The sequence below is a fragment of the Niabella terrae genome, from assembly GCF_054783135.1.
The window spans coordinates 1-12,997 of sequence record NZ_BAAGRD010000005.1 but is presented as its reverse complement, the minus strand read 5'-3'; the positions used below and the strand labels follow the sequence as shown (position 1 = coordinate 12,997).

12 protein-coding genes and 1 pseudogene are annotated in these 12,997 nt (G+C 47.3%); 6 read left to right on the top strand and 7 right to left on the bottom strand.

The genetic code is table 11. The annotated features are described in order from the left end of the window. Positions 1 to 275: 275 nt before the first annotated feature. Positions 276 to 533, top strand: coding sequence for a 30S ribosomal protein S20 (gene rpsT, locus ACYVI9_RS06025; protein WP_460761996.1), 258 nt, complete (start codon positions 276 to 278; stop codon positions 531 to 533). Positions 534 to 766: 233 nt separating this feature from the next. Here rpsT and murQ read toward each other — a convergent pair whose 3' ends face one another. Both murQ and ACYVI9_RS06015 read right to left on the bottom strand, forming a co-directional pair. Next, on the bottom strand, positions 767 to 1,585 hold the full coding sequence (murQ, locus tag ACYVI9_RS06020) for an N-acetylmuramic acid 6-phosphate etherase (protein WP_460761993.1): 819 nt from the start codon (positions 1,583 to 1,585) through the stop codon (positions 767 to 769). Positions 1,586 to 1,615: 30 nt separating this feature from the next. Further along, the gene (locus ACYVI9_RS06015) at positions 1,616 to 2,464 is read right to left on the bottom strand and encodes an N-acetylglucosamine kinase (protein ID WP_460761990.1); all 849 of its coding nucleotides are present in this window, start codon (positions 2,462 to 2,464) and stop codon (positions 1,616 to 1,618) included. A gap of 180 nt (positions 2,465 to 2,644) precedes the next feature. On the opposite strand from ACYVI9_RS06015, the gene ACYVI9_RS06010 reads away from it, so the two are divergent. From ACYVI9_RS06010 to ACYVI9_RS05990, 5 genes are all read left to right on the top strand, one after another. Next, positions 2,645 to 4,237 (top strand): S41 family peptidase, encoded by a 1,593-nt coding sequence (locus ACYVI9_RS06010; protein ID WP_460761988.1) that lies wholly within the window; start codon positions 2,645 to 2,647, stop codon positions 4,235 to 4,237. Positions 4,238 to 4,318: 81 nt separating this feature from the next. Continuing rightward, complete coding sequence (locus ACYVI9_RS06005) at positions 4,319 to 5,680, top strand: pyridoxal-phosphate dependent enzyme (protein WP_460761986.1); 1,362 nt, start codon at positions 4,319 to 4,321, stop codon at positions 5,678 to 5,680. A gap of 47 nt (positions 5,681 to 5,727) precedes the next feature. Beyond that, positions 5,728 to 6,597: a DUF4886 domain-containing protein gene (locus ACYVI9_RS06000; RefSeq protein WP_460761983.1), complete on the top strand. Its 870-nt coding sequence runs from the start codon at positions 5,728 to 5,730 to the stop codon at positions 6,595 to 6,597. A 205-nt stretch (positions 6,598 to 6,802) separates the two neighbouring features. Further along, complete coding sequence (mqo, locus tag ACYVI9_RS05995) at positions 6,803 to 8,335, top strand: malate dehydrogenase (quinone) (RefSeq protein ID WP_460761981.1); 1,533 nt, start codon at positions 6,803 to 6,805, stop codon at positions 8,333 to 8,335. A 108-nt stretch (positions 8,336 to 8,443) separates the two neighbouring features. Continuing rightward, a complete protein-coding gene (locus ACYVI9_RS05990; protein ID WP_460761978.1) occupies positions 8,444 to 9,079 on the top strand; it encodes a hypothetical protein in 636 nt (211 codons plus the stop codon). Between the two features lie 93 nt (positions 9,080 to 9,172). Here the strand turns inward: ACYVI9_RS05990 and ACYVI9_RS05985 are convergent, their stop codons facing one another. From ACYVI9_RS05985 to ACYVI9_RS05965, 5 genes and pseudogenes are all read right to left on the bottom strand, one after another. Beyond that, complete coding sequence (locus ACYVI9_RS05985) at positions 9,173 to 9,685, bottom strand: hemerythrin domain-containing protein (RefSeq protein WP_460761977.1); 513 nt, start codon at positions 9,683 to 9,685, stop codon at positions 9,173 to 9,175. Positions 9,686 to 9,953: 268 nt separating this feature from the next. Then, complete coding sequence (locus tag ACYVI9_RS05980) at positions 9,954 to 11,096, bottom strand: acyltransferase family protein (protein ID WP_460761974.1); 1,143 nt, start codon at positions 11,094 to 11,096, stop codon at positions 9,954 to 9,956. A gap of 109 nt (positions 11,097 to 11,205) precedes the next feature. Continuing rightward, positions 11,206 to 11,925 carry a VIT1/CCC1 transporter family protein gene (locus tag ACYVI9_RS05975; RefSeq protein ID WP_460761972.1) on the bottom strand — a complete coding sequence of 240 codons (720 nt, stop codon included), beginning with the start codon at positions 11,923 to 11,925 and terminating at the stop codon, positions 11,206 to 11,208. A gap of 448 nt (positions 11,926 to 12,373) precedes the next feature. Next, a complete protein-coding gene (locus tag ACYVI9_RS05970; RefSeq protein ID WP_460761969.1) occupies positions 12,374 to 12,694 on the bottom strand; it encodes a hypothetical protein in 321 nt (106 codons plus the stop codon). Positions 12,695 to 12,704: 10 nt separating this feature from the next. Further along, positions 12,705 to 12,997: pseudogene (locus ACYVI9_RS05965) on the bottom strand (IS4-like element ISCARN70 family transposase); the annotation flags it as partial.

Genomic DNA, 12,997 nt, shown 5'->3' with positions numbered 1-12,997 from the left:
CAGTCGTTAATATATATTATATTATTTTAATTTAACTGAGATTTAGAATGTCATCGGACAGCTTTCAGATCTTAGCCCCAAAATTAGTATATAATTTGGATAGCACACAATAAAGATCATCGTGTTTACGTTTTATTGTCCGCATTTGGACCTAAAGTTGCCGGGTAGCTGACAGAAGGACCGCCAAGTGTTTTGCAGCACCTCAGGAAATCCAAAAAAATTCTTGCTTTTTTTAAAAATACCCTTACCTTTGCCGTCCAAAAAATCTAGAACAGATGGCCAATCATAAAGCGACAAAAAAGGATGCACGTCAGGCGGCTAAACGCAGGGATCGGAACAGGTATTACGGTAAAACGACCCGTAATGCGATCAGGGATATCAAAGCTGCTGAACAAAAAGAGGCATCCGAAAAATTGTCTTCTGTAGAAAGCATGATCGACAAACTGGCAAAAAGAGGTATCATTCACCGCAATAAGGCGGCCAACCTCAAAAGCAAGCTGGCGAAGAAAATTAACGCTGCTGCAGCCAACTAATTCTTTCGGCTGGAAAAGGCGAAAGAGCGATAGCAGCAATTACATAAAAACGATACTAAAAGGAAGGTGCATCACCTTCCTTTTTTACGTTATTTTTTCACTCAGCGAGAAATGTAAATGAGATACTGAAGCCTTCACCGGGTAGTTCAGCGATGGCGGGCGCTTTAGGCAGGTCCGGAAAACTATCCGTAAGCTTCGGCAAGCCTGCCTGAGGACTAACCAGCAGGCGCGTATCAGGACTGTGGCAAAACGGAGTCAATGGCCTTTTTAACACTGCCTTTTTCAACCAACAGGTTCCTGGCAGTATCATAATCCGTAATACCGGTTTTTTCCATGACCATTTTGGTGCCGCGATCCATCAGCTTATCATTGGTTAACTGCATATTGACCATTCGGTTGCCTTCCACCCGGCCAAGTTTGATCATCACCGTCGTCGAAATCATATTGAGCACCAACTTTTGTGCGGTACCACTTTTCATGCGGGTACTGCCGGTAACAAATTCCGGTCCGACAATCACTTCGATAGGATGGTCCGCTTCACGGCTGATATCAGCATGAGGGTTGCAGGATAAGCTGCCGGTCGTAATGTGATTTTCGCGGCAATATCTTAGTGCGCCTATTACATAGGGCGTTGTACCGCTGGCGGCAACACCAACCACAACATCCTTTTCAGTAATATTATAGGTTTTCAGATCGATCCAGCCCTGCTGTTCATCGTCTTCTGCATTTTCCACAGGAGTGGTTATCGCCAGACTACCGCCCGCAATCACTCCGATGACGACGCCTGGTGGCATCCCATAGGTGGGAGGTATTTCACTGGCATCCAGAATTCCCAGACGACCGCTGGTTCCCGCACCGATATAGAACAGACGTCCTCCTGCCATCATCCGGTCCACGATTGCCTCTACCAGCTTTTCGATCTGGTCGATGACCGCAGCAACCGCCAGGGGCACTGTCTGATCTTCTTTATTGATAGACACCAGCAATTCCTTGACACTCATCTTTTCCAGATGATCGTAGTTGCTGGGCTGTTCTGTAATTTTCTGATTCATTTTCTGGAATAATGGTTCGGCTTTCGAATTTTAACCGACACTATGAAATTCAATTAAGCCCTTCATCGGCTTTTGCAGAATCCTGCCGATCTCAAAATTGTATGATGCACATAAATCCCGGATCACATCGCTGAAGCCATATGCGATACCGCCTACAAAGCTAACCGGAAACTTCCAGGCTTCAGCATATTTGCAAAGATGCGTGAAAAAGAAATCATTCAAACCATCTTCGATAATATTTTCCACCATGTAATGGCCCCGGTTCTCGGCCAGAAACCTGGCAAAGCCAGCCAGATAACGATTGGGCAGGGGCTTTTTATAAACATTCTCAAGAATTTCGGTGACATTGGTCAGATAGGTGGCATCAAAGCGGGCACGCAAATCTTCGTCAAAGGTATTGTAGAGGTAGTATTGTAATACTTTCTTACCCAGGTAAGCGCCGCTGCCTTCATCGCCCAATGCATAGCCCAGTCCCGGACTATTCTTTTTTATCCGCCTGCCGTCATAATAACAACTACTGGATCCCGTTCCCAGAATGCAGGCGATACCTTTCTGTCGACCACAAAGACCGATGGCTGCTCCCAGCACATCATGGGTAACCGCTATTTTAGCTTCCGGAAATAAACTACGCAACGCTTTTTTAACCAGTCGGTTGTTTTCAGGATTCAGACAGCCGGTTCCGTAAAAATAAAGTTCATCCACCACCACTTTTTTAAGGCGGGGTTGCAGTTCCCGTTGCAATAATTCCGTAATCTGGACGGTATTCAGAAAGTAAGGACTGATACCCAGGGTGTCAATCGACTTCACCCGGCCCGCTCCCAGCAGGCACCATTCTGTTTTCGTAGAACCCGCATCCGCAATCAATATCGTTTTTGACATATTGCTGTTATTGGTAATTAAGATGCTAATATAAGCAGCAATAGCTTGCCAACCATCATCCTTCCAGGCCGCAGAAAAGAGATTTCGTGGTTTTAGGATCTTTTTTAGGAACTTGAAGGCCTGCCTTCGGACGGGTTCCCACATTTTTGTCTATTTTGCAGCCTTCCAAATTACCGGACAATGAACAAGAAAATAGATATATGGCAGCCGCTGATACTGGCTTTGGTGATGATTGCAGGCATGTATATCGGCTATCGGTTCGCGACCGGTCAACCCCGTAAAAAAATATTCAAAACAGAACATTCCAATACGCTGCAGCAGGCGCTGGATATTATCCGGACCCGCTATGTAGACTCGGTGAATGTGGATACCCTGGAAGCCCAGGCCATATCAGAAATGATGAATGAACTGGACCCGCATTCGGTCTATATGCCGCCGGCTGAGCTAAAAGAGGCCAATGAAGACCTGGCCGGTAATTTTGAAGGTATCGGCGTGGAGTTCAATCAGATTCGGGATACCGTAAATATCACTTATGTCTTCCCCGAAGGACCCAGTGAAAAAGCCGGACTGCAGATAGGTGATCAGATCATTACCGTTGACGGCAAAACCCTGACAGGACCTGAGATCAGTATCACCTATATCAAAAATATCATAAGGGGCAAAGTCAATACCCAGGTCAACCTGGGTCTGCTTCGGAAGAACCGTAACCTGCAGGTAACCGTCACCAGGGGCCGCATCCCCACACCTGCGGTAACTGCCGCTTATATGATGGATAAAACCACCGGGTTCCTGAAGCTGGCCAGTTTTACGGAAAGAAGCTACAGGGAATTTATGAAAGCCATGGAAGACCTCAAAAAACAGGGGATGACCCGGCTGATATTTGACCTGCGCAGCAATGGTGGCGGCTATATGGATCAGGCAATTGAAATCGCCGATGAATTTTTAAGCGGGGATAAGCTGATTGTTTATACCCAGGGCGTCAATAATCCCAAAACAGAATACCGGGCCAAGCGGCCAGGACTATTTGAAGAAGGTTCGCTGATCGTATTGATAGATGAGCTTTCCGCGAGCGCCAGTGAAATCGTGGCGGGTGCCCTGCAGGACTGGGATCGCGCGACGCTTGTAGGACGGCGCAGTTTTGGTAAAGGACTGGTACAGGAACCGTTTTTACTCGGTGACGGTTCGGCACTCCGGTTGACGGTAGCCAGATACTATACCCCGCTGGGTCGCTCTATCCAGAAGTCTTATGCGGGCGGAAAGAAGATTTATCTGGATGAAGTCTGGCAGCGTTATGCCAGTGGTCAGCTTTACTATGCGGACAGCAATAAAGTCAGCACCGGCAAGGCCTTTACTACGCCTGGTGGCAAAAAGGTATATGACGGCGGTGGTATCATGCCGGATAACTTTGTGGGCCTGGATACATCGAATTACTCCCGGGAAATACACCGGGTATTTATGGATGGCAGCTTTAATGATTTCGTTTTTCATTATTATCTGGACCATAAGACCCTGCTGGACCCCTATAAGGACCCCCAATCCTTCGCCCTGGAATTCGAACCCTCTGTAGGTATGTGGCCGGCATTTACCCGTTGGGTCAAAAAAGACACGGTAAATCTTTCGGGTGTACCCGATTTTGAAAAGAAAAAAGTCGAAGACCGTATGGAAGCAAGGCTGGCCAGATTTAAATGGCGGGACCCGGGTTATTATCAGGTCATGAATATCACCGACACACTGGTACTGAAAGCACTGGCGCTGTTGGCAGCAACCCATTGAGGAGCCAAAGCCCTTAACTTTGTAAGGAAGACTGCCGCCAGTCGGTGCGGTACCGGTTATGAATCACCCTAATGACATCGCATGGATATCAAAAACAATATTCTTGAGACCATAGGAAATACGCCCATGATCCGGCTCAACCGGATCACCCAACAGTTGCCCTGCAAGGTGGTGGCCAAGGTGGATTATTTTAATCCTGGCAACAGTATTAAAGACCGTATGGCGCTCAAAATGGTAGAAGTGGCGGAGGCGGAAGGAAAGCTGAAACCTGGCGGTACCATTATCGAAGGTACCAGTGGCAATACCGGGATGGGACTGGCACTGGCGGCCATTGTGAAAGGTTATAAATGTATTTTTGTCACTACCGACAAACAGTCCAGGGAAAAAGCCGATGTACTCAAAGCCATGGGTGCGGAAGTTATTGTCTGTCCGACAAATGTTGAACCGGAAGACCCGCAGAGTTATTACAGCGTGGCGGCCCGTCTGGCAAGGGAGATACCCAACTCCTACCACATGAACCAGTACGATAATCTCGCCAACCGCCAGGCACATTATGAGACTACGGGACCGGAGATCTGGCAACAGACCGAAGGCAGGATCACCCACCTGGTTTGTACTGCAGGAACAGGAGGCACCATTACCGGGGTCGCCCGCTACCTCAAAGAAAAGAATCCGTCGATTCGGGTATGGGCAGTAGACGCCTACGGCTCCCTGCTGACCAAATACTATAACACCGGCACCATCGATAATAACGAAGTTTATCCCTATGTAAGTGAAGGATTCGGAGAGGATTTTATACCGAAGAACTACGATATGGAAGTCATTGATGCTTTCACCCAGGTTAGTGATAAAGATGGTGCCATAATGGCCCGGAAACTGGCAAAGGAAGAAGGTTTGTTCTGCGGTTATAGTGCAGGCAGCTGTCTGCAGGGCCTGATGCAGCTCAAAGACAGTCTTAAAAAAGACGATCTGGTTGTCTGCATCCTGCATGACCATGGCAGCCGCTATGTTGCTAAAATCTACAATGATCAGTGGATGATGGAACGGGGCTTCCTGGAAGTCAAAACATTCAAAGATATTGTCAATGGCCGACCACAGGTACAACAATTGCTGACCATTGACGAAAACCAGACCGTTGCCGAAGCCGTGGATATAATGAAAAAGTATGACATTGAACATATTCCGGTCACGCGCGGCGGTGAAATGACCGGCTCGATCTCAGAAGGCGGTTTATTTCAGAAAGTCTTCAGCAATCCTGATATCAAAAATGAAAAGATTAGTAATGTAGCGGAACCGCTGTTTCCCGTTGTGGAATTCAATACTCCGGTCGACAAACTACGTACCCTGATCACAAAGGAAAACGGGGCGGTACTCAGTCGGGATGAACTGGGGAATTTTCATATTATTACCAAATACGACGTCATACAGGCTTTGGGAGGATAAGGTGCAGTACCTACCCCTTAATGCATTTAATCCATCTAAAATAAGTAATGAGTTATAGAACTACGCAAATGAAAAAATTATTGATGGTCCTGGGCCTGCTGCTGCTCCAGTTTCAGTTTATTTTCGCCCAACAGGCTCAAACCACCAAAACATTAAAAGTACTGGCGATTGGGAACAGTTTCTCAGAAGATGCCGTCGAAAATTATTTGTATGATCTGGCGAAAGCTGCCGGAAAGTCCGTCATTATCGGCAATATGTATATCGGTGGTTGCCCGTTGGAACGCCATGCACGCAATGCAGACAGTAACAAACAGGCTTATTCCTACCGAAAAATCCATGAAAACGGGATCAAGCGGGTTCGCAAACAGGTGAGCCTTGAGGAAGCTATTGCGGATGAAGACTGGGACTATATCAGTCTGCAACAGGCCAGCCCATTGTCGGGGAAATATGATATCATTATGAAAGACCTGCCCTTTCTGGTCGATTATGTAAAAACGAGGGCCCCGCAGGCCCGGCTTATTTATCATCAGACCTGGGCCTATCAGCAGGACGCCAAACATACCGGCTTTGCCAATTATAACCGGCAGCAATCCACCATGTATCAAAAGATCAGGGATGTGACCAGAAAACTTGACCGGTCGGGTCGGTTTGCCTTTATCGTGCCGGCGGGCACGGCAGTTCAAAATGGACGCAGTTCTTCGATCGGCGACCACTATACCCGAGACGGTTATCATTTGCAACTGGATTATGGTCGGTTTACTGTTGCCTGTACCTGGTTCGAAAAGCTTTTCGGGATAGACGTCCGCAAAAACAGCTACCGACCCGAAAAAGTTTCCGAAAAAGAGTCCCGGATTTCGAAAGCCGCCGCCCATAAAGCGGTTCGACGCCCCTTTAAAGTCTCCCGAGTACGAATATGAGCCGGACAGGAACAGTCGGCCGGCGCTGTTCGTACCTACATCCGATGACAGGATTTCTGAACAAGCCAACTGATAAATCAAAGATTCCTTCTTACTTTTGCGGCCAAATTGGCACCACTTCACCGGTTTTTTGTACAAAGTCAACACCGCAATCCTGAGTCCACAGGTCTGATGCCAATCCCAGGGGTTAAAATACGAACGGTTTATGCTGTGTATCGTTAGCTACCCCCCATCTTTAAATTATAGTGGTCAAGACATGAAAGAAACAATCGAAACAGATGTTGCCCTTATCGGAGGCGGAATTATGAGTGCTACCCTGGGCATGCTGATCCATCAGCTGGCACCCGGAAAATCAATGCATATTTTTGAAAGACTGGACCGGGTGGCAGAAGAGAGTTCGGACGCCTGGAATAATGCCGGTACCGGCCATTCTGCTCTCTGTGAGTTAAACTACACCCCCCAGGCACCCGATGGCAGTATTCATACTGAAAAAGCCAAGTCAATTATGGAGCAGTTTGAAGTATCCAAACAGTTCTGGGCTTATCTGATCGACAAACAGGGACTCGCGAATCCGAAAGATTTTATCCGACAGGTGCATCATATGAGCTTTGTGCGAGGCGAAGAAGATATAGTTTTTCTACGGAAAAGATATGAGGCCCTGCAGCAATTCCGACTGTTTCGGGATATGGAATACGCAGAAGATCGAAGTACTATTGCGGAATGGGCTCCGCTGATAATTGAGGGCCGGGACGCCGAAGAGAAAATAGCTGCGACCCGGGCACGTCTGGGCACCGATGTGAATTTCGGCGCCATTACCAGCGCATTGATTACGGCACTACAGAAGGACGGGACCGCAACCCTGCATCTGGATCATGAAGTCAAAAAACTTAAACAGCAGGAGGACAAACGCTGGAGGATCACTGTCAAGGACCTCAAAACCCGGAAAAAATATCATGTGTTGGCCAAATTTGTATTCATCGGTGCCGGCGGAGGCTCCCTGGACCTGCTCCAGGAATCCGATATTCCGGAAGGGAAAAAATACGGTGGTTTCCCTGTGGGCGGCCAGTGGCTGGTTTGCCGTAATCCCGAGGTAGTCCGCAAACACCGGGCAAAAGTTTATGGTCAGGCTGAGGTAGGTGCACCGCCCATGAGCGTTCCCCATCTGGATGCCCGGATTATCGACGGCCAGCAAGCCATCCTTTTTGGACCATTTGCCAGCTTCTCCACCAAATTCCTGAAGGAAGGTTCCTATTGGGACCTCTTTGGAACAGTCAAATACTGGAACCTGTTTCCCCTCTTAAAAGTCGGCGTTAAAAACCTGGACCTGGAAAAATACCTGATCCGGCAGCTCAGTCTTTCTTTCAAGGAGCGCATGGAAGTGCTTCGCCAATTCTATCCCGAAGCGGATCCCCGGGACTGGAAACTACAGGAAGCCGGACAGCGGGTGCAAGTTATTTATAATGATCCGGAACATGGTGGTGTTCTTCAATTCGGCACTGAAATCGTTACCGCAGCCGACGGCAGTCTCTCTGCCCTGTTAGGTGCATCTCCGGGTGCCTCGACCGCCGTTTCGATCATGTTAAAATTGCTCTATCAATGTTTCCCCGACCGCGCTGAAGCCAATATGCCCCGGCTGCTGGAAATGATTCCTTCTTATGGCAAGCAATTGGAAGATCATCCGGAATTGCTGGAGCAAACAAGGTCCTATACCAACCGGATCCTGGACCTGACCCCCTGAAATCAAGGATTCAGCAATAAGGTTGGGGAAGGGTCTCTGAAGTAAAAAAGACTTCTATAATCTTGCTTCTTCCGGAATAGAACGGATCTTTGGGCAAAACGATAAACTATGAAATGGAAAACCTTGCTGATGACCGTCGGCCTTTTTGCCTTATTTTCCGCATGCAAAAAAGACAGTGCCAGAGATGAAAACATTCTGTATCAGACCGATTTCAGTACCGACGACGGCAAATTATGGACCGGTACGGACGGCAATCTAACCGCTTCGATTGAAGATGGCCGATATCATTTCAACAATGCCAATACCAGCGGCTTTTACTGGAATACTTTTCCGGATATTTTCACCGGAATAAGCGATGGTGTTGCGATGGAGACCAGCATTAAAATTAGCGCCAATGCGGATGATACGCCGGGCGCCGGGGGATTGATCTGGCAAAGAAAGCCTGCGACCAATGCTGATTTTGAATTCTGGATCAACAGTGAAGGTGCTTTCAAAATCACCGGCTATCCGGATGGTGAAAATTATATTACCTACAAGGACTGGGCCCTGCACAGCAGCATCAAGCCCAATGGTTTTAACCGCCTGCGGCTTGAAATCAAAGAAGGTCAGTGGTTTTTCTATATTAATGGAACCCGGGTTCACCAAATGGAAGCTGTCAGCAGCGGAACCGCCGATAAATGCGGTCTTTTTGCCAGTTACCTGACGACACTGGAAGCAGATTATTTTAAAACGATTCAGTTATAAGTTGTGTGTTTGCAGTCAATTTCGGGGCAGCACCTGGCACCACTCCCATAAGCCGCATTCAGTCATACCTGAGGCTCGCGAGCATCCGGCAAACTAAATGGCATCAAAATCAAAACCCGCCCGCTTTACGCTGCGCCGGGCCACATCGACAACATACGCTGCACGGTTAAAAGGATGTACCGGTACAGGGGTCACTTGATGGAGTTCCTGCAGAATCCGCTCTCTTTCGGTCAGCGTTAATTGTTCACAGGCTTCGTACATACCTCCCTGTTCTTCCTCCAGCAAATCATGTGCTTCCAGGATATGGGTAATAACATTGATCACCTGTGGATCGGGAAAACATACCAATAGAGAGGTCAGCGCACCATGATCCAGCCTCAATTTAGCCTGTAGTGGAAGGGGCTGGCCCCCATTGGCTTTCTGAGCGGCAACAAACAGGATTTTTTCTTCCATCTTGATATGGGTTAGTAAACCCACCCGGAATGCATGATACTGTTCCATATCTACCCGTTGAGGGTCCGCCGTCGCTGCATCGAACAGGGCCTCGATCCGACGGTGATCGGCGGTAAAAAAATCATATATCGGAGATCCCGTCTGTTGGTACATAAATTTTATATTAATCACTAACCAAACTATCCCATCCGGTTGGCGGTATAACAGTTACTGTTGTAATACGATTAAAGGTAGAAACTTAAATACCATTTACAAAAACCGGTTGCAGCACAACCATTGCAGCAATATCACCAAGAACTTCGTTTAAAACCAGTACGGGACCTGTTCATCAGGAGCAGACAAGATTTAAAGGGACTGTATCGAAACAGGCAATGCGCAAAATTTCTGACCCGGGTGTTCCTTGGTTGTGCTGTTCGGATGCTTATGCGAACTTCCTGGTCAACCATCGCCTTACCGGCTCATCAAACCATTTCAGGCTTATCCAGGCCAGTCCTACACTGCCCACCAGGATCAGTACAGCATAAGGCAGTGCCTGCCCAAAACTGACGGATTTCTGGTTACTGATCCAGGCAACATAAAAATACACCAGGGGATAGTGAACCAGATATAACGGGTAGGATATCCTTCCCAGAAACTGACAGATTCGCTGTTCGCGCTTTTGGTATAAGTTACCACTGGCCCCCATATAGACGATCAAAGGAAAAACAATGATAATACAGATTGATTCGTACAAACCATTCATCCATAAATGCGCCGCACCGCCGATTCGGGGCATATACAGTACCAGGACGACCAGCAAACTACACCAGAGAAAGGCGTTTTTAATCCGGATGGGGCGGGCAATTCTGGAAAGCAACAATCCGGCGAAAAAAGGATACATGGTGCGGATAAAGCCAACCCTGAGCTGTTCGGCATTCAGGGTCCATCCGCCACTTACATCCCCATTCGGGCTGGTAATGGCCATATGGGCCAAGGCCAGTGCCGCCACCAATACCAGCAGCCCTAGCGCCGTTCTCGAAAACTTTCTAATGCCTATGGCATAAAGTATATTAGCGATATATTCGAAAAATAGCGACCAGCCTACGCTATTGAGCGGATGCATTTCCTGCCAGCCCCGGATGTCCATCGACAGCGGAACCGGCAGTATCGTATAACCAATCAGCATCACCAGCAGCATTTTCCAAAGGGGAATTTGATGTATCAGGGGCCAGATGGCGGAGTCGGTAAAATAGAAACCGATCGCACCCAGGGTCATCCCTAACACTACCATCGGTTGCAAGCGGATCAGCCTCCGTTTAAAGAAGGTCTTCACCGACATTTTGGACCAACGATCATCGTAGGCATAGCCAATTACGAATCCCGAAAGCAGAAAGAAAAAATCAACTGCCAGGTAGCCGTGATTGACCAGAATATCCAGGTAACCGGTACCTAATGGTTCCGTCAGGTGAAAAGTAACAACGACAATGGCTGCGAGACCGCGCAAACCGTCCAATATGGGATAATGGGGTTTTGTGGAAAGTGGGACACTACGCGGGGGCTCGATGGCAGCTATTGAAGTATGCATAAAATAGCCAAAATTAAATAACCCAGTCCCTTCGATGGCGTCAAACTATATCAATTATTGTACGGATCGTCTCATTTTTTCAGGTCCCTACCGATGCAATTCCTTTCGCCTAAATAGATACACCAAACAAATAGCCCACCAGCGCAGAAAGTCCCATGGCAACGGTACCCCATATGACAATCCGAAAGATGGGGCCTTTGGCAGGTGTGCCACCGGCTTTAGCTGAAATGGCTCCCAGCACTACCAGTGCCAGTATGGTTGAGCCGTATAAAAAATACACCATTTGGCTGAGCGGCACCAACAATGTTACCAGCAGTGGCAACAGGCCGCCGGTTAGGAAAGCCGCCGCTGAGGCGAATGCCGCCTGGATCGGTTTGGCTGTACTGGTTTCAGTGATGCCCAGCTCCTCCCTGATATGGGTACCCAGCGCATCATGTGCCGTTAGCTCCCGCGCAACCAGTTGAGCCGTCTCGGCTTTCAGGCCCCTTTTTTCATAGATGGCCGTTAACATCTGTAACTCCGCCTCTGGCATGGCTTCCAGTTCCTGTCGTTCTCTTTCCGTATCCGCCCGCTCAATATCCATTTGTGAACTGACGGATACGTATTCACCTGCAGCCATGGATAGTGCCCCCGCCACTACTGCTGCCAGGGTCGCCAATAATAACGGCGTTCGTTCAGAACTGGCAGCCGTGACCCCAATCGCCAGGCTCGAAACAGAAATGATGCCGTCATTCGCTCCCAGCACAGCTGCGCGCAGCCAGTTACTGCGGTGGATATAATGCGTGGCCAAATACTGATCAATGTCTGTCTTTTCCTTAACCTCCATCATAATTAATGTATATTGGATTAGCGTTATCGCTGCACGAGCGATCATTCGATATTTATAGAATACGTTTATGAGCGGGCATTTTTTTAAATAGCTGCNCTTGGATTACTTCAAGGAGTTGCAATCACGCCATCAGGTTAGCTAAGGAACCGCCGTATACGGAACCGTACGTACGGTGGTGTGGGAGGTCAGGTAGCGAAATAATCGCTACCTTCCTACCCGATTTTGCGACTAAAAATGCGACTAAACCGGATCAAGGGTATAATCCAGGATCCGCTATTATAAGCATAAGTTTATATAAAAAATCTGGAAAAAGAGAAGCTGCAAATATCGTTGATACTCTCGATGTGGCAGTGGACACGTTGATTTCAGCGTTAACGAACCTCAGGAAATGCATTGGTGCTACCATTGTTAAAAAGAATTTACGTTATTATGATAGGTCAGCGGCCAGTCACTTTTTCTTCTTTAGCATTTCTTCTATAAAATCGGAAGACGTATTCAAGCGAAAAATTTCAAATTTTTGGTTCTTAAGATTAAAGCTCAAAGCCTTGGCTCCTTTGTTAGCAAATTGTACTTTGAAAACAGCAACCCCTTTCGAATCTGTTGAATCAACTCCGAGATACTCGTAATTTTTTATCATGCCATATTCATCATAAACAGACTTTTCACTATTTCGTTCCAGCGTTTTCCAAAAGCAAAGCCCCTCTTCGCTTTTTTTGAGAGGAAATAATGAACATAAACTATCTATTGAACGTTCATTATAATAATTCATTAGTGTCCGGTTAAATTAGATTGATTTTCAACTGAGTATAATTTTGTTCTTTGACATCTTGGGATAAAGGGTTTTCAAAAAGCTGCCGCAAAGGCGTTTTGTCTAACAGAGATACATTTAATATCTGTAAGATCTCATACGTTGATTGATCAAGTTTCAATCGGCTTTTTATAATAGCTACCAACGTATAAGTAATGATGGCAACATGGATCTGGATTTTTACAGCATTCGCAGAAGTACCCCAAAACGATTTTATTTTTAGATGCTGCTTAATCCATTTAAAAAACAATTCTACTTTCCATC

What these genes read in the sequence shown, in the direction of transcription:
- ACYVI9_RS06015 (WP_460761990.1), bottom strand. Translation starts at nt 2,464, where the DNA reads ATGTCAAAAACGATATTGATTGCGGATGCGGGTTCTACGAAAACAGAA.
- mqo (WP_460761981.1), top strand. Translation starts at nt 6,803, where the DNA reads ATGCTGTGTATCGTTAGCTACCCCCCATCTTTAAATTATAGTGGTCAA.
- murQ (WP_460761993.1), bottom strand. Translation starts at nt 1,585, where the DNA reads ATGAATCAGAAAATTACAGAACAGCCCAGCAACTACGATCATCTGGAA.
- ACYVI9_RS05975 (WP_460761972.1), bottom strand. Translation starts at nt 11,925, where the DNA reads ATGATGGAGGTTAAGGAAAAGACAGACATTGATCAGTATTTGGCCACG.
- ACYVI9_RS06000 (WP_460761983.1), top strand. Translation starts at nt 5,728, where the DNA reads ATGAGTTATAGAACTACGCAAATGAAAAAATTATTGATGGTCCTGGGC.
- ACYVI9_RS05980 (WP_460761974.1), bottom strand. Translation starts at nt 11,096, where the DNA reads ATGCATACTTCAATAGCTGCCATCGAGCCCCCGCGTAGTGTCCCACTT.
- ACYVI9_RS05985 (WP_460761977.1), bottom strand. Translation starts at nt 9,685, where the DNA reads ATGTACCAACAGACGGGATCTCCGATATATGATTTTTTTACCGCCGAT.
- rpsT (WP_460761996.1), top strand. Translation starts at nt 276, where the DNA reads ATGGCCAATCATAAAGCGACAAAAAAGGATGCACGTCAGGCGGCTAAA.
- ACYVI9_RS05990 (WP_460761978.1), top strand. Translation starts at nt 8,444, where the DNA reads ATGAAATGGAAAACCTTGCTGATGACCGTCGGCCTTTTTGCCTTATTT.
- ACYVI9_RS05970 (WP_460761969.1), bottom strand. Translation starts at nt 12,694, where the DNA reads ATGAATTATTATAATGAACGTTCAATAGATAGTTTATGTTCATTATTT.
- ACYVI9_RS06005 (WP_460761986.1), top strand. Translation starts at nt 4,319, where the DNA reads ATGGATATCAAAAACAATATTCTTGAGACCATAGGAAATACGCCCATG.
- ACYVI9_RS06010 (WP_460761988.1), top strand. Translation starts at nt 2,645, where the DNA reads ATGAACAAGAAAATAGATATATGGCAGCCGCTGATACTGGCTTTGGTG.